General features: G+C 74.7%; 14 protein-coding genes and 1 riboswitch. Of the genes, 8 read left to right on the top strand and 6 right to left on the bottom strand.

What is annotated here, in order from left to right; all coding sequences use genetic code 11:
• Positions 1 to 244 precede the first annotated feature (244 nt).
• From ACZ402_RS09730 to ACZ402_RS09720, 3 genes are all read right to left on the bottom strand, one after another.
• Complete coding sequence (locus ACZ402_RS09730) at positions 245 to 1,735, bottom strand: MFS transporter (RefSeq protein ID WP_375823158.1); 1,491 nt, start codon at positions 1,733 to 1,735, stop codon at positions 245 to 247.
• A 58-nt stretch (positions 1,736 to 1,793) separates the two neighbouring features.
• Positions 1,794 to 3,134 carry a M20/M25/M40 family metallo-hydrolase gene (locus ACZ402_RS09725; protein ID WP_375823157.1) on the bottom strand — a complete coding sequence of 447 codons (1,341 nt, stop codon included), beginning with the start codon at positions 3,132 to 3,134 and terminating at the stop codon, positions 1,794 to 1,796.
• Positions 3,135 to 3,220: 86 nt separating this feature from the next.
• On the bottom strand, positions 3,221 to 3,844 hold the full coding sequence (locus ACZ402_RS09720) for a hypothetical protein (protein ID WP_375823156.1): 624 nt from the start codon (positions 3,842 to 3,844) through the stop codon (positions 3,221 to 3,223).
• A 180-nt stretch (positions 3,845 to 4,024) separates the two neighbouring features.
• Here ACZ402_RS09720 and purN point away from each other — a divergent pair, with 180 nt between their 5' ends.
• Positions 4,025 to 4,666: a phosphoribosylglycinamide formyltransferase gene (purN, locus tag ACZ402_RS09715; protein ID WP_375823155.1), complete on the top strand. Its 642-nt coding sequence runs from the start codon at positions 4,025 to 4,027 to the stop codon at positions 4,664 to 4,666.
• On the opposite strand, the gene ACZ402_RS09710 is transcribed toward purN, so the two are convergent.
• Entirely contained in the window at positions 4,663 to 5,253 is a 591-nt protein-coding gene (locus ACZ402_RS09710) for an ArsR/SmtB family transcription factor (RefSeq protein ID WP_375823154.1), read from the bottom strand. The two genes, purN and ACZ402_RS09710, sit on opposite strands and share 4 nt — an antisense overlap.
• 101 nt (positions 5,254 to 5,354) lie before the next feature.
• Here ACZ402_RS09710 and ACZ402_RS09705 point away from each other — a divergent pair, with 101 nt between their 5' ends.
• Positions 5,355 to 6,779 (top strand): MFS transporter, encoded by a 1,425-nt coding sequence (locus ACZ402_RS09705; protein ID WP_375823153.1) that lies wholly within the window; start codon positions 5,355 to 5,357, stop codon positions 6,777 to 6,779.
• 4 nt (positions 6,780 to 6,783) lie between these two features.
• A riboswitch (ZMP/ZTP riboswitch) is annotated at positions 6,784 to 6,872 on the top strand.
• A 59-nt stretch (positions 6,873 to 6,931) separates the two neighbouring features.
• Positions 6,932 to 8,614, top strand: a complete 1,683-nt coding sequence (purH, locus tag ACZ402_RS09700; protein WP_375823152.1) for a bifunctional phosphoribosylaminoimidazolecarboxamide formyltransferase/IMP cyclohydrolase — start codon at positions 6,932 to 6,934, stop codon at positions 8,612 to 8,614.
• Between the two features lie 61 nt (positions 8,615 to 8,675).
• Here the strand turns inward: purH and ACZ402_RS09695 are convergent, their stop codons facing one another.
• On the bottom strand, positions 8,676 to 10,052 hold the full coding sequence (locus ACZ402_RS09695; protein WP_375823151.1) for an NAD(P)/FAD-dependent oxidoreductase: 1,377 nt from the start codon (positions 10,050 to 10,052) through the stop codon (positions 8,676 to 8,678).
• A gap of 54 nt (positions 10,053 to 10,106) precedes the next feature.
• Here ACZ402_RS09695 and ACZ402_RS09690 point away from each other — a divergent pair, with 54 nt between their 5' ends.
• Entirely contained in the window at positions 10,107 to 10,535 is a 429-nt protein-coding gene (locus tag ACZ402_RS09690; RefSeq protein ID WP_087471405.1) for a DUF3017 domain-containing protein, read from the top strand.
• Between the two features lie 70 nt (positions 10,536 to 10,605).
• Here the strand turns inward: ACZ402_RS09690 and ACZ402_RS09685 are convergent, their stop codons facing one another.
• Positions 10,606 to 11,751: an aquaporin gene (locus ACZ402_RS09685; RefSeq protein WP_375823150.1), complete on the bottom strand. Its 1,146-nt coding sequence runs from the start codon at positions 11,749 to 11,751 to the stop codon at positions 10,606 to 10,608.
• Between the two features lie 373 nt (positions 11,752 to 12,124).
• Between ACZ402_RS09685 and ACZ402_RS09680 the strand changes: the two genes are divergently transcribed.
• The 4 genes from ACZ402_RS09680 (at position 12,125) to pulA (ending at position 24,749) form a co-directional block, all read left to right on the top strand.
• Complete coding sequence (locus ACZ402_RS09680; RefSeq protein ID WP_375823149.1) at positions 12,125 to 13,342, top strand: NADP-dependent isocitrate dehydrogenase; 1,218 nt, start codon at positions 12,125 to 12,127, stop codon at positions 13,340 to 13,342.
• Positions 13,343 to 13,493: 151 nt separating this feature from the next.
• Positions 13,494 to 14,480, top strand: coding sequence for a malate dehydrogenase (locus tag ACZ402_RS09675; protein WP_375823148.1), 987 nt, complete (start codon positions 13,494 to 13,496; stop codon positions 14,478 to 14,480).
• 149 nt (positions 14,481 to 14,629) lie between these two features.
• Entirely contained in the window at positions 14,630 to 18,271 is a 3,642-nt protein-coding gene (locus ACZ402_RS09670; RefSeq protein ID WP_375823147.1) for an ATP-binding cassette domain-containing protein, read from the top strand.
• A gap of 286 nt (positions 18,272 to 18,557) precedes the next feature.
• The gene (pulA, locus tag ACZ402_RS09665; protein ID WP_375823146.1) at positions 18,558 to 24,749 is read left to right on the top strand and encodes a pullulanase-type alpha-1,6-glucosidase; all 6,192 of its coding nucleotides are present in this window, start codon (positions 18,558 to 18,560) and stop codon (positions 24,747 to 24,749) included.
• The last annotated feature ends 58 nt before the right edge of the window (positions 24,750 to 24,807 follow it).

Here is a 24,807-nt window from a genome sequence, read left to right as displayed (position 1 = left end):
GGGGGGGGGGGCGGCGGGGGGGGGGGGGGGGGGGGGGGGGGGGGGGGGGGGGGGGGGGGGGGGGGGGCCCCGCCGGGCCCCCGGCGGGGGGTTCTGCCCCCCCCCCCCCCCCCCCCCCACCCCGCCCACCCAACCCGACCACACGCCGTCGAACACAAGAACCACCGCTCTACCTCGGCCAACCAGCGTTCTACCTCGGCGGACCGCGGTTCTCGCCGGCTGAGCGAGGGTCATCTCGGGAGGTTCAGGCGGTCGGTGACGTGATCGCGGGCGCGCCCTCGACGGGGGCTGCGGCGGCGGGGTCGGTGAAGGCCTGGCGCGGCACGACGGCGAGGAGGAGGACCGCGGCGACGAGCGCCGTCGTGCCGCACACGACCCAGACGGTGACGTACCCGCCGAACGAGCCGGCCGTGCTCCCGGTCGCGCCGCCCTGGAGCGCGGCGCCCGCGAGCGCGATGCCGAAGACGCACGACGCGATCGCGCCGCCGACGGTCTTCACGGAGTTCGTGAGGCCGGTCGCGACGCCGGTGAGCGTCGGCGGAGCGGCGGCGGCGGCCGCAGCGGGCAGCGCCGCCACGAGCGCGCCGGAGCCGAGCCCGACGACGACCATGTTGGTGAGCACGTTCGCGTACGTCGCGTGGAACGGCAGGAAGAGCAGGAAGCCGACGCCCACGAGGGTGGACGCACCGACCAGGGTGAGGCGCGGCGTCGCACGGCGGGCGACGCGGGGGTAGGACAGCGCGCCGACGATCATGCCGACGAGGTAGACGCCGATGAGCAGGGACGTCTGGAAGCCGGTCGTGCCGAGCCCGTACCCGTGCTCGGCGGGGTCGGTGCGGGCGAACGTCGACAGCGGCGCCTGGGCGCCCAGCACGGAGACGCCGAACAGGCCGGCGGTGAGGAACACCGGGCCGAGCGCGGGGGAGCGGAACATGCGCACGTCGACGAGCGGGTCGTCCTGGCGCAGCTCCCACCGGGCGAACGGCCACAGCACCAAGACGCCGAGCACCACGAGCGCCCAGGGTGCGACCGCGGCGACGCCCTCGAGGCGCAGCAGGCTGAGGCCACCGGTCAGCGCGAGGAGCGCGAGCGAGACGAGCACGAGCCCGACGGTGTCGAAGCGCCCGCCTGCGGGGTCGGGCGACTCCTGCACGCCGAGCAGCACGACGACGAAGCACACGACGACGAGCAGCGCCGGGACGAGGAGCACGACGCGCAGCGGCAGCGCGTCGACCAGCGCGCCGCCCACGAGCGCGCCGACGATCGCGCCGGTCTCGAGCGCCGCGACGAGGACTCCCGCGGCCCGTGCAGTGACCGCGGCGGGGTTCGCGAGGCGCCGGGCGCGCGACCACACGAGCGCGATCTCCAAGGGCAGCCACACGACGTAGAAGCCCTGCACGGCCCACGCCACGAGGAACACCGCGAACGAGTCCGTGAACGGCAGGACGAGCGACGCGGCCGCGGTCACCGCCGTCGACCACAGGAGGATGCGCCGGTGCCCGACCATGTCGCCGAGCTTGGCCAGCGCGGGCACGACGAGCGCGGACAGCATGAGCTGGGAGCCCTCGAGCCAGTTCACGTCGGCGTCGTGCACGCCGAGGTGCCGCGCGATGTCCGTGAGCATCGGCGTGTAGTAGCCCTGGAGGACGCCGCTCGTCAGCTCGACGAAGGCGAGGAACCCGACGACGCCGGCGAGGGTCGAACCCGCGAGGCGCCCGGTGCGCGAGCGAGCCATCGCTGCTCCTTCTGCGTGGGGGCACGCGCCGTCGCGTGCCCCGTGAGGTGGGGGAGCGTCAGGGTAGCCGCTCGAGCAGGGCACGGTGGAACCGTTCCCCCCGCTCGAGCTCGGCGACCTCGACGCGTTCGTCGACGCCGTGGATGGTCGCGCGCAGCTCGGCGGACATCGCGAGCGGTGCGAACCGGTACACGGCGGGCGCGAACCGGTGGAAGTGTCGCGCGTCCGTCGCCTGCATCGTGATGTACGGGGCCGGCAGCGCGTCGGGGTGCGAGACGCCCACGCACGCCGCGAGGAGGGCGAACCGCTCGTCGTCCACGGGGGACTCGGGGGACGGCTCGTCGGCCTCGACGACCTCGATCTCGACCTGCGGGTCGGCCACGCGCCGGCGGACGCGCTCGACGGTTCCCGCCACGGTCTCGCCGAGCGCGATCCGCAGGTTGACGGTCGCGGACGCCTGCGACGGCAGCACGTTCGCGGCCGTGCCGCCGGTGAGCATCGTCGGCGCGACGGTCGTGCGGACGATCGCCGCGGCCTCGCCGCCCATCGCGGCGAAGGTCCGCGCGGACACGGGCGGCGCCGCGGCCAGGGCGCGCAGCGCGGTGCGGGCCGGCCCGGTCGCACGGTCCGAGAAGAGGCGGAGCATGCGGGAGATCGCGACGGGCGTCCGCGCCGGGAAGGTGCGCGGGCCGAGCCGATCGACGGCCCGCGCGACCCGCCGGACCGCCGTCGTCGTGGGCGGGGCGGACGCGTGCCCGCCCTCGCCGCGCGCCGTGAGGCGCAGCGTGAGCACCCCCTTCTCACCGACGCCGATCATCGCCGCGCTCCCGGGGACGAGGGGGAGCGGGGAGTCCGTGACCGCGCCGCCCTCGTCGAGCACGAGCCACGGGATCACGCCGCGGTCGTGCAGGGTCGTCGCGATCGCGGCGGCGGCCGCGCCGTGCGACTCCTCGTTGCCGCCGAACGACAGGTAGACGTCCCGCGCGGGCGTGAAGCCCGCGGCCAGCAGGTTCTCGACGGCCTCGAGCACGACGACGAGCGGCCCCTTGTCGTCGAGCGCGCCGCGCCCGTGGACCCAGCCGTCGGCGACGCGCCCCTCGAAGGGCGGGTGCGTCCAGGCGTCGCTCTCGTCCACCGGGACGACGTCGTAGTGCGCCATGAGCACGAGCGGCGCCTCGCCGGACCGGCCGCGCCACCGGTAGAGCAGCCCGAGGTCGGTGATGCGCTCGCGGTCGAGGTGCTCGTGGACCAGGGGGTAGAGCTCGGGCAGGAGGTCGACCAGCTCGTCGAAGGGCGCGAGACCTCGCTCCTCCAGCTCGGCGGACACCGTGGGGATCCGGATGAGCCGGGCGAGGCGCTCGTCGGCACCGGGCCGAGGGGTCACGGACGCGGTCGTCATGGGGCCCACCTTAGAGACTCGATGCCACGAGTAGGTGACGGAGTCTCAGGCCTGGGCCTCGGGTGGTCGCGGGCAGACCTCGGGGGTCACGACGACGCGGGTGCGGGCGTGGGGAACCAGCGCGCGAACTTCTCCTCGAGCGCGTGGGTGCGCTCGACGTCGCAGCGCTTCTCCGCCGAGACGGTGATCGCGCCGTCGAGGCACTGCTGGTGCGCCAGCGCGACGTCCCACGTGACGAGCGTCGAGACCATCTGGAGCGCGAGCATCGCGGAGAGCCCGACCCCGATGCCCAGCGCCGGGACGAGCGCGCCGCGCACCCGCGCCCGCCACACGGCCACGAGCGCGCGGACGCCCACGACGATCGCCCCGAGCGCGAGCGCGAGGCTCACGGCCTGCCACGGGAACGGCATCGTGCTCACGACGATGACGGCCAGCAGGAGCAGGCCGAAGTGCAGCACGCGCCGCGTCGCCTGCCGCGCGAGCTCCGGGTCCGGCTCGGGGGGCTCGGGCGGTGCCGGAGGACGGCCGCCCCCGGACGTCGGCAGGTCCGGCCGGCCGGGCGGAGGAGGAGGCGGGAGCGGCACGCCCGGGCCTGTGGTGCCCGGCGGCACCGGCGCGCCCGGACGCGCGCCCCCCTCCGGCGGCTGCGGCGACTCGGGACGAGGCTGCTGCGGCGCGTCGGGACGGGGCGGTGCGTACGGGTTGCCCACGGGCAGCTCCTCGGTCGGTCGGGCGGCTCGCGGTACATTCTCCCATCGGGGACCGGGTGCCCGGGAGGGTGCCCGCTCCGCCCGCCGAGCCCGGCGCTCGCGCCACCCTGAGGCACCGCGAGCCATCCCCGAGCCACCCGTGAGCCACCCCTGAGCCACCCCGAACCCCGCAGGAGCACCGTGCAGACGCCGTCCGGCCACACCGTCGAGTCCACCTCCGCCGCCCGCGTCGTCGTCCTCGTCTCGGGCGCCGGCAGCAACCTCGCCGCGATCCTCGCCGCGCACGACGACGCCGCCTACGGGGCGCGCGTCGTGGGCGTCGTGTCGGACAAGGCCGACGCGGGCGGTCTCGACCTCGCGCGCGAGGCCGGGATCGCCGCCGTCGTCGTGGCTCCGGGGGACTTCGACGACCGGGCCGCCTGGAACGAGGCGGTCGCGCAGGCGGTCGACGTCTTCCGGCCGGACCTCGTGGTGCTCGCCGGGTTCATGCGCGTCCTCGGCCCGGCGTTCGTCGGGCGCTTCGCGGGCCGCACGATCAACACGCACCCCGCGCTCCTGCCGTCGTTCCCGGGCGCGCACGGCGTCCGGGACGCGCTCGCGTACGGCGTCCGGGTCACCGGCTGCACCGTCCACGTGGTCGACGACGGCGTGGACACCGGCCCGATCATCGCCCAGGTCGCCGTCCCGGTCGAGGACGGCGACGACGAGTCGTCGCTCCACGAGCGCATCAAGGTCGCGGAGCGCGCGCTGCTCGTCGAGACGGTCGGTCGCGCCGCGCGCGAGGGCCTGCGCGTCGACGGTCGCCGGGCGCTGCTGGGCTAGGCGCCGGGGTTCTCCGTGTCGTCGCCGGTGGCGTCGTCCGCGGGCGGGAGGTCGCGCGGCGCGAGCACGGCGAGGGCCTGGTAGGTCTCGCGGCGCTCCTGCGGCGCCGACCGCCCCTCCTCGAGCGAGCGCGCGGTCCAGCGCTCGAGCAGCTCCGCGATCTCCTGGGACATCGCGGCCGCCTGCTCGGCCGTGAGCACGAGCGTGCTGAGGGCGAGGATCCGGTCGTCGCGCGGACCGGTGGCGCTCCCGCGGCGGAAGGTCTCCTCGGCCCAGGCCAGCGCCGGGCGCACCACGTGGCGCACCGCGTCGGGCGTCCCGGGCTCTACCGCGTAGCTCTGGGCCACGTTCTTCCACACCCGGTCCCGGCGGTCGCGCGCGTGCTCGGGGGCCTCGGTGATCATCCCGGCCTTGGCGAGCACCCGGAGGTGGAAGCTCACGGAGTTCGCGGGCTCGCCGGTGGCCTGGGCGAGGTCGGCGGCGCGCGCGTGCCCGAGGACGGCCAGCTCCATGAGGATGCGCTGGCGCAGCGGGTGCGCGATGGCCCGCAGCGCCGCGGGGTCCTGGACGCGGAAGGTCTCGAGCACAGGCCGAGGCTAGCAACGCCCAGGGCCGCACAGCCTGAGGCGTGCACAGCAAGTGCGCAACGACTATTGCGCAATGGAGGTTGCGCAACTAGGTTCGTGCCATGACGAACCCGTCGGCCACCTCGGTCGAGGACCACCCGCCCACCGGCCCGTCGCCGACGGCGGCTGCCTCCGACCCCGCCGTCCCGGACGCCGAAGCGCCGGACGTCTTCTCACCGGTCGCCGCCCCCGACGGTGCCGTCCCGTCGTCGCTCCTGCGCAACAGGTCGTACATGCTGCTCATGACGGGGATGACGGCGGAGTCGCTCGGCGCGGGCGTCGCGCTCTTCGCGGTGCCGCTCGTCGCCTACGGGATCACGGGATCGGTCGTGCAGGCGGGCGTCGTCGCCGCCGTCGGCCAGCTCGGGGCGCTCCTCGCGACGCTGCCGGCCGGGGTCGTGGCGGACCGGGTCGACCGGCGCCGGCTCATCACGGTCGCCGCGAGCGTCGGCGCGGCGCTGTGGGCGACCGTCGCGCTCGCCGCGGGACTCGGGTCGCTCACCGCCTGGCACCTCGCGGCCGTGCTCTTCGGGGCCTCGGTGGTGGGGGCGCTCGTCGACCCGGCCACGAGCGGGGCGTTCCGCTCGGTCGTGCCCGTGCCGCAGCTGCCGACGGCGCTCGCGGCCGTGCAGGGCCGCGACGCCGTCGCGAGCCTCCTGGCCGGGCCGCTCGGCGGGGTGCTGTACGCCGTCGCGCACGCCGTACCGCTCGCCGGGGCCGCGGTCGGGCACCTGGCCACCGCCGTCTGCACGTGGTTCGTGCGCGAGCCGCTCAACGGCGACGTCGCCGCGGCCCGCGCGACCCGCCCCGCGGAGGCGCTGCGCGAGGGTCTGCGGTTCGTGTGGTCCGTGCCGCTGTTCCGCGCGCTGCTCGGCCTGTTCGTCGTCATCAACGTCGCGTTCGGCGGGCTCATGGTCGGGATCAACCTCGAGCTGGTGCGCACCGGCACCGCGCCCGTCCTCATCGGCCTCGTCGACCTCGCGGTCGGCGTGGGCGTCCTCGCCGGTGCGGTCCTCGCGCCGCGGCTCGTCGCCCGCGTCCGGGCGGGGACCCTCGTGGTCGCCGCGCTCGCCACGCTGGCGGCGGGCGCCGCCGCGATGGCGGCGCTGCACACGTACGTCGGGTACGTCGTCCTGCTCCCGCCCGCGCTCCTGCTGGTCCCCGCGGCGAACGCGTGCCTGTCCGGCTACGCGGCCGCGATCACCCCGGCGCAGCTCCAGGGACGGCTCTCGTCCGTCCTGGGCCTCACCGGCCTCGCCGCCGGGCCCCTCGTCCCGCTCGTCGGCAGCGGGCTCCTCGACCGGTTCGGGCTCGGCACCGCGCTCGTGGCGCTCGCGGGACTCCTCGTCGTCACCGTCGCCGTCCTCAGCACCGTCCGGTCGCTCTGGCAGGTCGGCACGCCCGACACCTGGGCCGGCGACGCGGCCGCACTCGCCGCCTCGGGCGTCGTGCCGGAGGAGCCCGGCCCGGTCGGGACGGGCCGGTAGACTGGGCGGCGGACGCGACTGGCGAGGGTGGGAACGACCACCGGGGAGCGGCCGGATCTACCTGCTGGAGCGTCGACCGCCTGGGCGCCTGGGTTCTGCCTCGCGTCGGCGTCCGTCGACGCGGCGACCGCGACCCAGAGGAGCCCCTCGTCATGTCCCACCCGGCCCCGCACGTGCCTTCCGCCCCCGACGTCCAGCTCGCCGACGACGCGCAGCGCCCCGTGCGGCGCGCGCTCCTGAGCGTCTACGACAAGACGGGCCTCGTCGAGCTCGCCACCGCGCTCCACGCGGCAGGCGTGGAGCTGGTCTCCACCGGCTCCACCGCGTCGACGATCGCCGGCGCGGGCGTTCCCGTGACGAAGGTCGAGGACCTCACCGGGTTCCCCGAGTGCCTCGAGGGCCGGGTCAAGACCCTGCACCCGCGCGTGCACGCCGGGATCCTCGCGGACTCGCGCAAGGCCGACCACCTCGCGCAGCTCGACGAGCTCGGCATCGCGCCGTTCGAGCTCGTCGTCGTCAACCTCTACCCGTTCGCCGCGACCGTCGCGTCGGGCGCCGGGCCGGACGAGGTCGTCGAGCAGATCGACATCGGCGGTCCCTCGATGGTCCGCGCGGCCGCGAAGAACCACCCGAGCGTCGCCGTGGTCGTCGACCCGGCGCGGTACGACGACGTCGTCGCGGCCGTGCAGGCGGGCGGCTTCACCTACGCCCAGCGCAAGGCGCTCGCGGCCGCCGCGTTCGTGCACACCGCGACGTACGACGTCGCCGTCGCGTCGTGGATGGGTAACGTCGTGGCGCCGACGGACGCGATCGAGACGGACGGCGAGACCGTGAGCACCGGGTTCCCTGCGTGGATCGGCGCCACGTGGGACCGTTCCGACGTGCTGCGCTACGGCGAGAACCCCCACCAGCGCGCCGCGCTCTACACCCACGGCCACGGCGCGAGCGGCCTCGCCCAGGCGACGCAGCTGCACGGCAAGGCGATGAGCTACAACAACTACGTCGACGCCGACGCCGCGTGGCGCGCCGCGCACGACCACGACGCGCCCGCCGTCGCGATCATCAAGCACGCCAACCCGTGCGGCATCGCGGTGGGCACCGACATCGCCGAGGCGCACGCTCGCGCCCACGCGACCGACCCCGTCTCGGCCTACGGCGGCGTCATCGCGGCCAACGGCGTCGTCACCCGGGCCGCCGCGGAGCAGATCGCGCCCGTGTTCACCGAGGTCGTCGTCGCGCCCGGCTTCGAGCCGGAGGCGCTGGAGATCCTCCGGGCCAAGAAGAACATCCGCCTCCTCGTCGTCGACGCCCCGCCGACGACGACCGTCGAGACTCGCCCCGTGAGCGGCGGGCTGCTCGTGCAGAGCACCGACCGGGTCGACGCCGTCGTCACGGACGCCGACGGGACCGTCACCGGCGGCGACGACCCGCAGCACTGGGCTCTCGTGACGGGCGAGGCCGCCGACGACGCGACGCTCGCCGACCTCGCGTTCGCGTGGCGCGCGATCCGCGCCGCGAAGTCGAACGCGATCCTCCTCGCGCGCGACGGGGCGGCCGTCGGCGTCGGGATGGGGCAGGTCAACCGCGTCGACTCGTGCCGCCTCGCGGTCGAGCGCGCCAACACCCTCGCCGACGGCGAGGAGCGCGCGCGCGGCGCCGTCGCGGCGTCCGACGCGTTCTTCCCCTTCGCCGACGGCCTGCAGATCCTGCTCGACGCGGGCGTGCGCGCCGTCGTCGCGCCGGGAGGCTCGATCCGCGACGCCGAGGTGATCGAGGCCGCGCAGGCGGCGGGCGTGACGATGTACTTCACGGGCACGCGCCACTTCGCGCACTGACCCAGCCCTGCTCGACGGCCCCGCCGGTCTCCGGACCGGCGGGGCCGTCGCGCACCGGGCGTCAGACCAGGGCGTCGCGGAGGCGGCGGGCCGGGTCGAGCGCGACGTCGAGGTCGACGAGGAGGTGCCCGGTGCGGTTCATCGCCTTGCGGACCGGGCCGACGTCGCGCGGCGAGTCGACCAGGAGGACCGCCCGGACCTCGGTGACCCGGCGCTCCGGGCCGCCGTCCGCCGTCGTGCCGCCGTCCGAGGGGGAGTCGGGGGCCGCTCCCGGGGCGAGGTAGAACGCGGCCCAGCCCTCGTGGCCGCCGGTGCCGCCGGACGGGTCGCCCCGGAACAGGACGTCGTCGCCCTCGGCGGGCACGCCGAACAGGGCGAGGTCGTGCCCCAGCTGCTGGGAGAACACGTAGGGGGCGTGCCCGGGGCCGTCGGGCTCGTCGCCGAGCAGCGCGGCGACGGTCGCGTCCGGGTCGTGGAGGGCGGCGGACCAATGGCCGCCGGGCACCGCGCCGAGCAGTGGGTGCTCGCGCGTCGCGCAGTCGCCGACGGCCCAGAGCCCGTCCAGCCCGGGCACGGCGCCGGTGGCGTCCACGGGGACGCTGCCGCGCACGTCGCGCGGGACGGCCCCGTCGAGCCAGTCCGTCGCGGGGCGGGCGCCCACGGCGGCCAGCACGAGGTCGGCCGGCAGCTCGTGCCCGTCGGTGAGCCGGACGCCGTCGGGCCGGACCTCCGCCACCGCGGCGCCGGTCACGAGCTCGGCGCCGACGGCCGCGTACCAGGGCGCGAGGTGCGCGCCGACGGCCGGTCCGAGCTGGCGCCGCAGCGGTGCCGACGCCGCCTCGAGGACCGTGACGCGCGCGCCCGCGCCCGCCGCGACCCCTGCCAGCTCGGCGCCGATCCAGCCCGCGCCGACGATCACGAGGCGGAGCCCCGGCCGCAGCGCGTCGCGGAGGGCCTCGGCGTCCCGGACGGTGTGCAGGAGGCGGGCGTGCTTCCAGCCGTCGGGCCGCACGGGCGTGGAGCCGACCGCGAGCACGACGGCGTCCGCGGTGCGGCGTTCGCCCGACCGGGTCGTGAGCTCCCACGCGCCGCCCTCGGGCGCCGAGCGACGCTCCAGCCGTACCGCCGGGTCGGCGAGGCGCACCTCGTCGGCAAGGGTCTCGACGTCCACGCCGAGGTCCTCGGCGAGCCACGCAGGGCTCGGGCGGCTCAGGAGCTCCTTCGACAGCGGCGGCCGGTCGTAGGGGCCCACGCCCTCCGCCCCGAGGAGCGTCACGCGCCCCGCGAACCCCCGACGCCGCAGCGCGCCGACGGTCTGGGCGCCGGCCAGTCCCGCGCCCACGACCACGACCGACGCGGGCGGCCCCGGGTCCGCCGCGGGAGGGGACGCGCGGTGCGCGGTGGGTGGCGGGAGGACCGGCGGCTCGGCGGACGACATGCACGTCACGCTAGGCCACGACGGTAGGCTTCCGGACGTGGAAGGTGCAGCAGCGTGACCGACGTCACCGCGGACGGGGGGACGCGGCACCGGCCGCCGGCCACGCTCGTGCCGGCGTGGCACCACGTCGACGACGAGCCGGGAGACGGGGAGCCCCCCGCGGGGGCGCGACCCGACGACGAGACCCAGCCGCCGGTCCCGGAACCCCCCGCGAGCCTCGCTCCGTCGCGCCAGCCGGCGATGTGGCTCGTGCTCGCGGGCGTCGCGGTCTCGACGCTCGTCGCGGTGCTCGTCGGCGCGCGTGCCGGCTGCTTCACGCTCGCCGGGCTGCTCGCCGTGGCCGGGGTGTGCCGTGCGGCCGTCCCGGGCCCGGGTCCCGTGGGGATCACCGTGCGCTCGCGCGGGCTGGACGTCTTCTTCTTCCTCGCGCCCGCCGTCGTCATGGCGTTCCTCGCGCTGACCCTCGACCAGGGCGAGATCTGAACCCTGCGTCGGCAGACGACGACGGGCCCGGACCGCGGTCGCGGTCCGGGCCCGTCGGGCGTGCGGGACGTCAGGCCTTGGGGGCCTCGCCCGTGCCGGGGGTGCCGTCCGCCGTCGGGGCCTCGGGCTCGTCCGCCTCGACGACCTCGACGACCTCCTCGACGGCGACGACGTCACCGTTCTCGTCCGTGACGACGACCTCCTCCTCGATCACGGCGGCCGCCGCGCCCACGCCGGCGGCGCCCGCAGCGGCAGCGCCCGCACCCGCGGTCGCGGGGTCGGCGGGCACGGCGCCCGCGGCGGGAGCGTCCGCCAGCGTGACGACCTGGTCCTCGCCGAGGAGGTCGTCCTGCTTCGGGGCGAACGCGAACGCGCGGTAGAACAGGCCCGCGATGGCACCGCCGAGGAGCGGCGCCACCCAGAAGACCCAGAGCTGGCTGAGCGCCCAGTCACCGCCGAAGACGGCCGAGACGGTGGACCGGGCGGGGTTGAGCGACGCGTTGGTGAACGGGGCCGCGACCAGGATCAGGACGCCGAGCGCGAAGCCGATCGCGATCGGGGCGACGGTGCTGCGGGTCCGCGAGTCGGTCACGCCGAGGATCACACCGACGAACACGGCGGTCCCGATCGCCTCGATGAGGAGGGCGCCGAGCAGCGGCAGCGTGACCTCGAGGCCGAGCTGCTGCGCGGCGCCGCCGAAGGTGCCGACGATGGGCGAGTGCGACTCGTAGCCGTTGGCGGTCGCGCGGAAGAGCGCGCCCGTGGTGGCCTCGTCGAGGAGCTGGTTCTGCTGGAGCACGTCGAGCGTGGCGCGCGGGATCGTCGCCAGGAGCACGACGCCGGAGAGCAGCGCGCCGACGAGCTGGGCGAGCCAGTAGGGCAGCACGTCGCGCCACGCAGTGCGTCCGCCGATCGCGGCACCGAGGGTCACCGCCGGGTTGAAGTGCCCGCCGGACACGTGGCCGACCGCCGCGACGGCGGCGACGAGCGAGAGACCGCCGGCCAGGGCGACGGCCAGGACGAGGTTGCCGTTGAAGAACCGCACCCACATCGCCACGCCGACGATCGCGAGCACGAGGAAGAACGTGCCGAAGACCTCGGCGCCGAGACGCGCGAGGAGGCTGGGCTGGACGACGGCGACGGCCTCCGTCGGCGCGGGGCGCGGGGCGTCGACGAGACCCTCCGGCGCGCCGGGAGCGGTGGTGTCCTGGGACATGATGATCCTGTCTGGTTCGGTGGGTACTTCGGGCAGTCCCGGCCCGACCGCCACGGTGCGGCACCGGGAGGCGGTCGGGACGACGGCACGATGCCTGACCGAGTGCCCGGCCATTCCGGCATCTGGGGGCATCTTGCCACCACCACCCGGGAGATGTGTGGAAATCAGCGGTGCTCCACCTGAGAACGGACGGCTCGTCTCACGATGCGGTCGGTCCGCCGGGAACCGCGAAAGTATCTTGACGTCGAGAAGTCGAGTACCCTGGACCGCGGTCAGCAACGCCCCTGTGTGCGACGGACCGGGCCCCACGGGCCGCACGGTCGCCGTCCGGCTCCCGGGGGCACCAGTCCCCGACAGTTGGAGCGATCTGCGCATGGGCAAGATCAAGGTCGTCAACCCGGTCGTCGAGCTCGACGGCGACGAGATGACGCGCATCATCTGGCAGTTCATCAAGGACCGCCTCATCCACCCGTACCTCGACGTGGACCTCAAGTACTACGACCTGTCGATCCAGAACCGCGACGCGACGGACGACCAGGTCACCGTCGACGCCGCGCACGCGATCAAGCAGTACAACGTGGGCGTCAAGTGCGCGACGATCACGCCCGACGAGGCGCGCGTCGAGGAGTTCGGCCTCAAGAAGATGTGGGTCTCGCCCAACGGCACGATCCGCAACATCCTCGGCGGCGTCGTCTTCCGCGAGCCGATCATCATCTCCAACATCCCGCGCCTCGTGCCGGGCTGGAACAAGCCGATCATCATCGGCCGTCACGCCCACGGCGACCAGTACAAGTCGACGAACTTCAAGGTCCCGGGCCCCGGCAAGATCACGATGACGTTCGAGCCGGCCGACGGCTCCGAGCCGCAGAAGTTCGAGGTCGTGACCATGCCCGAGGAGGGCGGCGTCGCGATGGGCATGTACAACTTCAACGAGTCGATCCGCGACTTCGCGCGCGCCTCGTTCGCGTACGGCCTCCAGCGCGAGTACCCCGTGTACCTCTCGACGAAGAACACGATCCTCAAGGCCTACGACGGCGCCTTCAAGGACATCTTCCAGGAGGTGTTCGACGCCGAGTTCGCCGAGGCGTTCGCCGCGAAGGGCCTCACGTACGAGCACCGCCTCATCGACGACATGGTCGCCTCGGCCATGAAGTGGGAGGGCGGCTACGTCTGGGCCTGCAAGAACTACGACGGCGACGTCCAGTCCGACACCGTCGCGCAGGGCTTCGGCTCGCTCGGCCTCATGACGTCGGTCCTCATGACCCCGGACGGCCAGACCGTCGAGGCCGAGGCCGCGCACGGCACCGTGACGCGCCACTACCGCCAGCACCAGCAGGGCAAGCCGACGTCGACCAACCCGATCGCGTCGATCTTCGCCTGGACCCGCGGCCTCATGCACCGCGGCAAGCTGGACGGCACGCCTGAGGTCACCGAGTTCGCGCAGACGCTCGAGGACGTCGTCATCAAGACCGTCGAGGCCGGCCAGATGACGAAGGACCTCGCGCTCCTCGTCGGCCCGGACCAGCAGTGGCTGACGACCGAGGAGTTCCTCGCCGCGCTCGACGAGAACCTCAAGGCGCGCCTGGGCTGATCCCGCCCGTCTCGCACGCCCGACGGCGGCGCCCCCTCGCGGAGGGGGTGCCGCCGTCGTCGTCCCCCGGGAACGCGGGAGCCGACGGCGGCACCTCGCGGGCGTGCCGCCCCGAGCGTCCGGGCGGGTCGCGTTGTGGGAGAGTGAGCGCATGACTTCCCCCGTGAACGTGACGGTGACCGGCGCGGCCGGTCAGATCGGCTACGCACTGCTCTTCCGTATCGCGTCGGGCCAGATGCTCGGCCCCGACACCCCGGTGCGTCTGCGCCTCCTGGAGATCCCGCAGGGCGTCAAGGCCGCCGAGGGCACCGCGATGGAGCTCGACGACTGCGCCTTCCCGCTGCTCGCCGGCATCGACATCTTCGACGACCCGACCCCGGCGTTCGACGGGACGAACGTCGCGCTGCTCGTGGGCGCGCGCCCGCGCGGCCCGGGCATGGAGCGCGGCGACCTGCTGGAGGCCAACGGCGGCATCTTCAAGCCGCAGGGCCAGGCGATCAACGCGGGCGCGGCCGACGACGTGCGGGTCCTGGTCGTCGGCAACCCGGCGAACACGAACGCGCTCATCGCGGCGTCGAACGCGCCGGACGTGCCGAAGGACCGCTTCACCGCGATGACGCGCCTGGACCACAACCGCGCGCTGACGCAGGTGGCCAAGAAGGCGGGCGTGCCGGTGTCGGAGGTGCGCAAGGTGACGATCTGGGGCAACCACTCGGCGACGCAGTACCCGGACATCTTCCAGGCGGACGTCGCGGGGACCCCGGGTGCGCGGCTCGCCGAGGACCGCGAGTGGCTCGAGAGCACGTTCATCCCGACGGTCGCGAAGCGCGGCGCGGCGATCATCGACGCGCGCGGCGCGTCGTCGGCGGCGTCGGCGGCGAACGCGGCGATCGACCACGTGCACGACTGGGTGCTCGGGACGCCGGAGGGCGACTGGACGAGCGCGGGCGTCGTGTCCGACGGGTCGTACGGGGTCCCGACGGGCCTCATCTCGTCGTTCCCGGTGGTGTCCCGCGGTGGGTCGTGGGAGATCGTCCAGGGCGTCGAGCTGTCCGAGTTCTCGCGGGGGCGCGTCGACGCGTCGGTCGCGGAGCTCCAGGAGGAGCGGCAGGCCGTGGAGCAGCTCGGGCTCGTCTGAGCTCGGGCTCCGGTCCCGCGGTCCGGGGACCGCGGGACCGCGGCGGACCGGGACGGGTCGGGGGCGGCGGTGCGGGGCGTTCGGGGGTGGCTGGCGGGTCGAAAAAACGCTGCGTCGGCGGGGGTGGGCCACCGTAGGGTCGACGGGCCATGATCGACGCCACCCTGCCGACCGAGCAGCCCCCGAACCCCCCGACCGTCCCCGACACCACCACGACGGCGGGTGCGTCGCGCGCCCCCGTCGACCCTGCTCGCCGCCTGGACTGGCGGCGCCTGCGCGGGCCGCTGGCCGTCGTCGCGCTCGTCGCGCTCACGCTCGGGGCGGTCGGTGCCGCGCTCGGGACCGTCATCGCGGGCTGGCTCGCGGACGACCCGACGACGGCGACGCTCCAGCTCCTCGCGCTGTGCGTCGTCGGTGCTGCGCTGCTCGACACCGCGGGCCAGGTCGTGTGGGCGGGTGTCGTCGACCGGGCAGAGGGCCGGCTGCGCGGCGACCTGCTCACGGCCGCGCTCCACCAGCCGCTCGCCACGCTCACGGAGCAGGCCGTCGGCGAGGTGCTCGACCGCGTCGACGACGACACGCACGCGGTCGGCACGCTGGTGCGCCGTCAGCTCTGGGGCGCTGGCCGCACCGTCGTCGGCGTGCTGCCGATGTGGGTCGTCGCGGGCCTGACCTGGTGGCCGGCCTGGTTTCTCTTCCCGGTGCTCGGCGCCGTCGCGGCGGTCATCGTGCGTCCCATGCTGGGCGAGATCGCGCGCCGCAAGGTGATCGAGGAGGCCGCGTGGACGGACCACGCCGCGGCGTTCGAGGAGTCGGTCGCGGCGCGGGACGACCTGCGCACGAGCCTCGGCCAGTCGTTCGCGGTGCGGCGCCTCGCCGAGCGCTCGGCCCAGGTGCACCGCAAGTTCCAGGCCGTGCTCGTGATCGAGTCGCGCATGCTGCGGCGTGCCGGGCTGGTCCTCGCGTCGCTGCTCGCGGGCGTGGCCGTCGCGGGTGCCGCGCTCGCCGCGGACGGCGACCTGGGCGTCGACCGCCTCGTCACCCTGTTCCTCGTGACGGCGATGTTCGTCGGGCAGGTGGACAACCTGGTCCACCACCTGCCGGACATCCAGGAGGGCATCGGGGCGCTCACCCGCATCCGGCAGATGCTCGCCGTCGAGCCCGAGCCTGCGGGCGGGAAGGCGCTGCCCGACGGGCCCGTGGGGATCGAGCTGCGCGACCTCCACTTCTCCTACGCCGAGGGCACGTTCGCGCTCGACGGCGTGAGCCTGCGGGTGCCCGCGGGCGAGACGGTCGCGCTCGTGGGGCGGACCGGCTCGGGCAAGTCGACCCTCGCGTCGCTGCTCTCGCGCGCGGTCGAGCCGCCGCGCGGCGCGGTGCTCGTGGGCGGTGTGGACGTCCGCGACCTGGACCTGCAGGCGCTGCGCGCCGCGGTGGGGGTCGTGACGCAGCGCACCGAGATCCTCGCGGGCACGCTCGCGGAGAACGTCGCGCTCTTCGCCGACGTGCCGCGCGCCGACGTCGAGGCCGCGGTGCGCGAGCTGCGCCTCGACGACTGGGTCGCGGGGCTCCCCGACGGCCTCGACACGCTGCTCGGCCCGGGCGGGACGTCGCTCTCGGCGGGGGAGGAGCAGCTCGTCGCGTTCGCGCGGCTGCTCGTCCGCGACGTGCAGGTCGTCGTGCTCGACGAGGCGACCGCGCGCATGGACCCCCTCACGGAGGCGCGCGTCGTCGCGGCCTCGGAGCGGCTGCTCGCCGGGCGCACGGGCGTGCTCGTCGCGCACCGCCTCACGACGATCGAGCGCGCGGGGCTGCTCGCCGTCCTCGACCACGGCCGGGTCGTGCAGCAGGGCGAGCGGGCGGCGCTCGCCCGCGTCGCGGGCCCGTACCGCGACCTCCTCGCGGCGAGCGTCGCCGAGGAGGCCGCGACGGGCGCCGACGGCACGCACCCCGGTGCGGGCGAGCCCCTGCTCGACGGCGACGGCGCGAGCGTCGCGCCCCCGGGGCCGGCTGTGCCGGGCGCACCCGACGACGCGGACGCGGACCGCACGGCGGAGTCCGTCGGAGGTCGTCGACGGCGGGGCGAACCGCCGGTCCTCGCGGACCCGGGCGACGGGCCCAGCCTCGCACGCGGGGTGCTGCACGCGCTGTTCGTGCGCCCCGCGTGGGGCGTCGTGGGTGCGCTGCTGTTCCTGGCGACGAGCCTCGTCTCGGCGCAGGGTGCCGTCACGGGCTTCCTCTGGGGCCGTGCGGTGCAGGACCTGGACGAGGGATTCCCGGCGCAGCTGCTCGTGCCGCTCGCCGTGCTCCTCGTGCTCGCGCCGCTGTGCCTCGCCTGGGCGCTGTACGTCTACCCTCGCTGGTGGATCGAGGTGCTGCTGCGCGTGCGCATGGCCGTCATGGCCGGTCAGACGCGCCAGCACCGGCTCACGGCGACGCCCCCGGGCGAGGTGGTCGCGCGCGCCATGGACGCCGACCGCTTCGTCCGGTACGCGGACCGGTGGGTCGACTTCGTCAACGGTCTCGTCATCGCGGGGGTCACGGCTCTGCTCAGCGGGTCGTGGCTCGCGGGCGCGGTGCTGCTCGCCGTGATGGTCGTGTCGGCGGCGGCGTCCGCGCTCGGGCGCCCGATCGCCGGCCGGTCGGCCACGCGGTCGTCCGCGGCGCGCGCCCGGTTCGGTCGTGCCCTCGTCTCCGCGCTCGACTCGGCGCGCACGGTCAAGCTCGCCGCGCGGACGCCGCAGGTGCACGCGCACCTGCGCGACGTCGACGGGGGACGCGTGCGGGCCGCGATCTTCGAGCACCGGGTGCAGGCCGCGCTCGACGGCGTCCCGCTCGTCATGATCCAGCTCGGCGTCGTGGCGGCGTGGGCCGGGCTGCTCGCGGGCACGTGGGACCTCGCGACGGCGCTCCTGGTCGCCAACGCGGTGACCGGCTTCGGCTGGTTCGGCGTGGTCGCGGGGGCGGTCGTGACGGAGGCGCCCGGCACGCGCTCGTGGCAGCGCGCCACGAGCCGGTTCGCCGCGGGCACGGACCTCATGGACCTGCCACCCGGCGTCGACCTCCTCACGGGCGAGGCCCCCGTGCCCGACCCGGGCCCGCGTCAGCCGCTGGAGCGGCTCGAGCTGGCCGACGTCACCGCGCTGCACGACGACGGCACGATCGGCGTCCAGGGTGTCGACCTCGCGGTGCGTCGCGGTGAGCTGGTCCTCCTGCTCGGGCAGGTCGGGGCGGGCAAGTCGAGCCTGCTCTCGGCGCTGTCGGGCCTCATGGAGCACACGGGGCACATCCGGTGGAACGGGACCGACGTCGTCGACGCCCAGACGTTCCTGCGGCCGGGGCAGGTCGCCCACGTGGCGCAGGTCCCGCGCGTGCTCTCGGGGTCGTTCGCCGACAACGTGCGCCTCGGGCACGAGCGCGACGTGCACGGCCCGGTCGCGGCCGCGCGCCTGGAGCGCGACGTCGTCGAGGCCGGGGGGCACGAGGCGCTGGTCGGGCACCGCGGCGTCCGGCTCTCGGGCGGTCAGGTGCAGCGGCTCGCCCTCGCGCGGGCGCTCGCGACCGACGCCGAGCTCCTGCTCGCGGACGACGTCTCGAGCGCGCTCGACGCGGCGACCGAGATCGAGCTGTGGACCTCGCTCCGGGAGCGCGGGACCACGGTGATCGGCGCGACGTCGAAGCGTGCGGCGCTCGCGCGCGCGGACCGCGTCGTCGTGCTCGACGAGGGCCGCGTCGCGGAGGTCGGGCCGTGGCGCGACCTGGCACCGCGCTGGGGTCACCTGGCGGGCTGACCTCCCCTCCCGCTCCCCGCCGAACCCGGGGTCGCTCCTCACCGGACGTGTTCCGTGAGGAGCGACCCCGGGTTCGGCGTCTCCGGGGGCCGTGCGGCGGAGGTGCGCCGAGCCCCGGTTACCGAACCTTGCTGCAAGTTTCTGCAAGCAGTACAGTTCGGCTCAGCCGTACGCTGAGGAAGCCGCGGTCGACGTCGTCCGCTGCTGGTCCCGTCGCCCGTGGTCTTGTCGGCCCTGCCCGCTCACGCGTGCGGTCCCGCACCAGCCACCGGACGAGGGAGTCCTCATGACCTCCACGCCGCGACGTCGCCGCGTTCCGCGCATCCCGTCGCCCCACCCATCCGACCCGTCGCCCCGCCGCTCGCGCGGGGCCCGTACGACGGCGTCGGTCACCGCCGTCGCGCTCGCCACCTCCGGCCTGGCGGGCGTCACGCTCGCCGCGTTCGCGGTACCCGCCGCGGGGGCCGACGAGCGCACGCTCGCCCTCGTGGGCGACCTCCAGTCCGAGCTCGGCTGCCCCGCCGACTGGGACCCCGCGTGCGCGGCGACCGAGCTCGCGCCCACCGACGCCGCCGGCGTCTGGTCCGCCGACTTCGAGGTGCCCGCCGGCACGTACCAGTACAAGGTCGCGTACGACGACGCCTGGGACGAGGCGTACGGGCGCGACGGCGGACAGGACGACGCGCCCCTCGTGCTCGGCGGCGACGCGACCGTGCGCGTCACGTTCGACGAGTCGACCCACCGCATCGCGCTCACGCCGCTCGGGCTCGCGGGCGGCTACGACGAGGCGCAGGACGCCGACCTCGTGGTGCCTCCCGTGCGACAGCCAGGGTCGGACGAGCGGTTCTACTTCGTCATGACCGACCGGTTCGCGAACGGCGACCCGTCGAACGACACCGCGGGGCTCGGCGACGACCCGCTCGTGTCCGGGTTCGACCCGACGAACAAGGGCTTCTACCAGGGCGGCGACATCGCGGGCCTGCGGCAGAACCTCGACTACGTCGAGGGCCTCGGCACGACGGCGATCTGGCTCACGCCGTCGTTCAAGAACCAGCCGGTCCAGGGGATGGGCGCCGACGCGTCGGCGGGCTACCACGGCTACTGGATCACCGACTTCACGCAGATCGACCCGCACCTCGGCACCAACGCCGAGCTCGAGGCGCTCATCGACGAGGCGCACGACCGCGGCATCAAGGTCTACTTCGACATCATCACGAACCACACGGCCGACGTGATCGACTACGAGGAGAAGCAGTACTCGTACGTCGACCAGGCCACGTCGCCGTACCGCGACGCCGAGGGCACCGTGTTCGACCCGGCGGACCACGCGGGCACCGGCGACTTCCCGGCGCTAGACGCCGCGACGTCGTTCCCGTACACGCCGGTCGTCCCGGCAGGCAAGGAGGACCTCAAGGTCCCGGCCTGGCTCAACGACCCGACGCTCTACCACAACCGCGGCAACTCGACGTGGACCGGGGAGTCCGTGACGTACGGGGACTTCGACGGCCTCGACGACCTCATGACGGAGCACCCGACGGTGGTCGACGGGTTCGTCGACGTCTACCAGGACTGGATCGACCTCGGGATCGACGGCTTCCGCATCGACACCGTCAAGCACGTGAACTTCGAGTTCTGGGAGACGTGGACCACCGAGGTCCTCGACTACGCGCACGCGCAGGGCAAGGACGACTTCTTCATGTTCGGCGAGGTGTACGACGCCGACGCGGCGAAGCTCTCGCCCTACGTGCGCAAGACCGACATGAGCTCGACGCTCGACTTCACGTTCCAGTCGGCCGCGACGAGCTTCGCGAGCGGCAACAGCGCCAAGGGCCTCGCCTCGCTCTTCGCGAGCGACGACATGTACACGACGCCCACGACGAACGCGCAGGCGCTGCCGACGTTCCTCGGCAACCACGACATGGGGCGCGTCGGGTACATGCTCGCGAGCACCGACGACCCGCTCGCGCGCGACGAGCTCGCGCACGACCTCATGTACCTGACCCGCGGGCAGCCGGTCGTGTACTACGGCGACGAGCAGGGCTTCGCGGGGACGGGCGGCGACAAGGACGCCCGCCAGACCCTGTTCGCGACGCAGGTCGACGAGTATGCCGACCAGCCTCTCGTCACCGGCGAGCAGGCGGGCAGCGTCGACCGCTTCGGCACCGACGCGCCGCTCTACGCGCACATCGCCGAGCTCGCCGCGCTGCGCGAGGCGCACCCGGCGCTGGCCGACGGCGCCCAGGTCGAGCGCTACGTCGAGAACGGCGCGGGCGTATACGCCTTCAGCCGGGTGGACCGCGCGGAGAAGGTCGAGCACCTCGTCGCGCTGAACAACGCGGCGGAGGACCGGACGGCGACGTTCACGACCCTCACGCCCGGCGCCTCGTACGAGGTGCTCTACGGTGAGTCGGCCCAGCCCGTCACCGCCGACGTCGACGGCGTCGTCACCCTGACCGTCCCGGCGACGGGCACCGTCGTGCTGCGGGCCGACCGCGAGGTCGGCGCGGACTCGTCGGGCGAGATCGCGGTCACCGTGCCGCGCGCCGGGGGAGCGGTCACCGGGGTCGCGCCCGTGACGGCCACGGTCGACGCCGATGCGTGGGCCGAGACGTCATTCGCGTGGCGCGAGGTCGGGAGCGCCGAGTGGCAGCCCCTCGGCACCGCCGAGGACACGGCGCCGCGCGTCTTCCACGACGTCGCGGGCCTGGCCGAGGGCACCCTGGTCGAGTACCGCGCCGTGACGACCGACGCCGACGGCGACCGCGCCGCCGCGTCGACGTTCGCGAGCGTCGGGGTCGACGTGAGCGGGGTCGTGGGCGAGGAGCCCGAGCCCGAGATCGACCTCGTGACCGTGCCCGGGAGCCACAACGCGGCCATGGGCTGCGCGGGCGACTGGGCCCCGGCGTGCGAGGCGGCCAAGCTCACGAAGCGCGCCGACGGCGTCTACGCGGGCACGTTCGACGTCCCGGCCGGGACGTACGAGTACAAGGTCGCGCTCAACGGGTCGTGGACCGTGAACTACGGCGTCGGTGGTGTACAGGACGGCGGCAACGCGACGTACACGACGACGGGCGGCCCCGTGACGTTCTACTGGGACCCGGTGAGCAAGGACTTCTCGAGCACCGCGCAGGGGCCGATCGTCACGCTCGCGGGCTCCTTCCAGGACCAGGTGGGCTGCGCCGGCTCGTGGGCGCCCGACTGCCTCGCGTCCTGGCTCAAGGACCCGGACGGCGACGGCACCTACACCTGGTCGACCGACCGCCTCGCGGCCGGCGCGTACGAGGGCAAGGTCGCGCACGGCCTGAGCTGGGCCGAGAACTACGGGGTGGGCGGTGCGCCCGACGGGGCGAACTACCAGTTCTCCGTGGGCGACGGCGAGAACGTCACGTTCTCCTACGACCTCGCGACCCACGTCCTGACGATCGACGTCGCGAACCCGCCGCTCCCCGGCACCGGCCAGCAGGCCGCGCACTGGGTGCGCGAGGGCGTCGTCGCGTGGCCGGGCGACCTCGGCACGGGCGACGAGTGGACCCTGTGGGCCGCTCCCGAGGGCGGGCTCTCGGTCACCCCGGGCGCCGCCGACGGTGAGGTGCAGGCCCCGGAGGGCACGGCGTCGTACACGCTCCAGGTCGACCCGTCGGGCCTGCCCGACGACGTCGCGGCGGAGTTCCCGGCGCTCGCCGGGCACACCGCGCTGCGCGTGCTCGACGACGGCGAGCCGCTGGACCGCTCGGCGGTCGAGGAGGCTCTCACGGGCCAGCTCCTCGTGACCCGCTCCGACGGCGGCGCGCTCACGGCCGCGACCGGCGTCCAGGTGCCGGGCGTCGTCGACGACCTGTTCGCGCAGGACGCGGCCGAGCGCGAGCTCGGCGTCTCGTGGCACGCCAACGGCAAGTGGGCGTCGTTCGCGCTGTGGGCGCCGACGGCGAAGTCCGTCTCGGTGCTCGCGTGGCCCGCGGGGGCGTCGCTCGACGACGACCCGCGCCGGTTCGAGGCCGCGCGCCAGCCCGACGGCACGTGGACGCTCGACGGCAAGGCGGCCGACAAGAAGCTCGGCGGCGCGGCCGTCGGCTGGAAGGGCGCGCGCTACCTCTACGAGGTGCAGGTCTACGTCCCGAGCACGGGGAAGGTCGAGACGAACGTCGTCACCGACCCGTACTCGGTGGGCCTGACGCTCGACTCCACGCACTCGGTCGCCGTCGACCTCGACGACCCCGCGTTCCGCCCGAGCGTCTGGGAGGGCACGCCCGCCCCGGTCGTCGAGCGGGCGGTGGACCAGACGATCTACGAGCTCCACGTCCGGGACTTCTCGATCTCCGACGAGACGGTCCCGGCCGAGCGGCGCGGCACCTACCTCGCGTTCGCGGAGAAGGACTCGGCCGGGATGACGCACCTGCGGGAGCTCGCGGACGCGGGCCTCACCACGGTGCACCTGCTCCCGACGTTCGACATCGCCTCGATCCCCGAGGACCGTGCCGCCCAGGCCACGACCGGCGACCTCACCGGGTTCGCGCCCGACTCGCCCGAGCAGCAGGCCGCCGTCGCGGCGGTGCAGGGCCAGGACGGCTTCAACTGGGGCTACGACCCGTGGCACTTCACCGCGCCGGAGGGGTCGTACGCGGTGGACGCGGACGGCGGCGCGCGCGTGGCCGAGTTCCGCACCATGGTCGGGTCGCTGCACGACGCCGGGCTGCAGGTCGTGCTCGACCAGGTGTTCAACCACACCGCCGCGAGCGGGCAGGACGCGAAGTCCGTCCTCGACAAGGTCGTGCCGGGCTACTACCACCGGCAGAACCCGACCACCGGCTCCGTCGAGACGAGCACGTGCTGCCAGAACGTCGCGACCGAGCACGCGATGGCGGGCAAGCTCATGGTCGACTCCGTCGTCACGTGGGCGAAGGACTACCGCGTCGACGGGTTCCGCTTCGACCTCATGGGCCACCACTCGAAGCAGAACATGCTCGACGTCCGGGCCGCGCTCGACGAGCTCACGCTCGCCGAGGACGGCGTCGACGGGAAGTCCGTCTACCTGTACGGCGAGGGCTGGGACTTCGGCGAGGTCGCGGGCAACGCGCTGTTCGAGCAGGCCACGCAGGGCCAGCTCGGCGGCACGGGCATCGGGACCTTCTCCGACCGGCTGCGCGACGCCGTGCACGGCGGCTCGCCCGTCGACGGCGCGTCGACGTTCACGCAGGGCTTCGGCACGGGCCTCGCGACCGACCCGAACGGGCAGCCCGCCCGGGCGGGGGAGCCGGGGACCGTCAACGACGGGTCCGCGGACGAGCTCACCGACCTCGGTCACCAGACCGACCTCGTGCGCCTCGGCCTCGCGGGCAACCTGCGCGACTACACGCTCGTCACGTCGACGGGCGAGGAGAAGCGCGGCGACGAGATCGACTACCGCGGGGTGCCGGCCGGCTACGCCGACTCGCCCGAGGAGGTCGTGACCTACGTCGACGCGCACGACAACGAGACGCTGTTCGACCTGCTCACGCTCAAGCTCCCGGCGGACACGCCGATGGACGAGCGCGTGCGCATGAACACGGTCTCGCTCGCGACCGCCGCGCTCTCCCAGACGCCGTCGTTCTGGCACGCGGGCACGGACCTGCTGCGGTCCAAGTCGCTCGACCGCAACAGCTACGACTCGGGCGACTGGTTCAACGCGATCGACTGGACCGGGCAGGACAACGGCTTCGGCAAGGGCCTGCCGATGGCGGCCGACAACGAGGACAAGTGGCCTCTCATGGCCCCGCTCCTCGCGGACCCGGCGCTCACGCCGTCGCCCGACGACATCGCCACCGCGTCGGCGCAGGCGCAGGACCTCCTGCGGCTGCGGCACTCGACCGAGCTCTTCCGGCTCGGCGACGCGGACCTCATCCGGGAGAAGGTCACCTTCCCGGGCGCCGGGGCGGACCAGGTCCCGGGCGTCGTCGCGATGTCGGTCGACGACACCGTCGGTGCCGACGTCGACCCCGCGCTCGACGGGCTGCTCGCGGTGTTCAACGCGTCGCCCGACGAGGTCGAGGTCCCGCTCGCGGCGCTCGCGGGCCGCGAGTACGTGCTCTCGCCGGTCCAGGCCACCGGGAGCGATGCCGTCGTGCAGGGCACCACCTGGGACGCGGCCACGGGGACCGTGACCGTCCCGGGGCGCACCGTCGCGGTGCTCGTCCAGCCGCAGGCGCGCGGCGAGCTGCCCGTCTCGGTCGAGGTCCAGCCGCGCTGCCTCGCGGGCAAGGCGTACGTCGCGGTCCGCGCGACCAACGACGGCGCCGTGCCGGTGGACCTGACGCTCTCCACGCCGTTCGGCGAGAAGGGGTTCTCGAAGGTCGCGGCCGGGAAGAACGCCTACCAGTCGTTCGCGACGCGGGCGAAGACCGCCGCGGCGGGGGAGGCCGTCGTCACGGCCACCGCGGTGGTCGACGGCGAGGAGGTCACCTCGACCTTCACCGTCGCCCACGAGGAGCTCACCTGCTCCTGACCCGACCGCCGAGGTAGAGCCCTGGTTCGCCGAGGTAGAGCCCTGGTCATCACCAGGG

Source organism: Cellulosimicrobium sp. NPDC030954, assembly GCF_055571305.1.
The sequence above is the reverse complement of the archived record's forward strand: the minus strand, read 5'-3'. Positions and strand labels throughout refer to the sequence as shown.

Bases quoted from the DNA above. Each gene is read 5' to 3' on its own strand.
- pulA (WP_375823146.1), top strand. From the start codon at position 18,558: ATGACCTCCACGCCGCGACGTCGCCGCGTTCCGCGCATCCCGTCGCCC.
- ACZ402_RS09705 (WP_375823153.1), top strand. From the start codon at position 5,355: ATGACGAACCCGTCGGCCACCTCGGTCGAGGACCACCCGCCCACCGGC.
- ACZ402_RS09670 (WP_375823147.1), top strand. From the start codon at position 14,630: ATGATCGACGCCACCCTGCCGACCGAGCAGCCCCCGAACCCCCCGACC.
- ACZ402_RS09675 (WP_375823148.1), top strand. From the start codon at position 13,494: ATGACTTCCCCCGTGAACGTGACGGTGACCGGCGCGGCCGGTCAGATC.
- ACZ402_RS09730 (WP_375823158.1), bottom strand. From the start codon at position 1,735: ATGGCTCGCTCGCGCACCGGGCGCCTCGCGGGTTCGACCCTCGCCGGC.
- ACZ402_RS09695 (WP_375823151.1), bottom strand. From the start codon at position 10,052: ATGTCGTCCGCCGAGCCGCCGGTCCTCCCGCCACCCACCGCGCACCGC.
- ACZ402_RS09725 (WP_375823157.1), bottom strand. From the start codon at position 3,134: ATGACGACCGCGTCCGTGACCCCTCGGCCCGGTGCCGACGAGCGCCTC.
- ACZ402_RS09680 (WP_375823149.1), top strand. From the start codon at position 12,125: ATGGGCAAGATCAAGGTCGTCAACCCGGTCGTCGAGCTCGACGGCGAC.
- ACZ402_RS09685 (WP_375823150.1), bottom strand. From the start codon at position 11,751: ATGTCCCAGGACACCACCGCTCCCGGCGCGCCGGAGGGTCTCGTCGAC.
- purH (WP_375823152.1), top strand. From the start codon at position 6,932: ATGTCCCACCCGGCCCCGCACGTGCCTTCCGCCCCCGACGTCCAGCTC.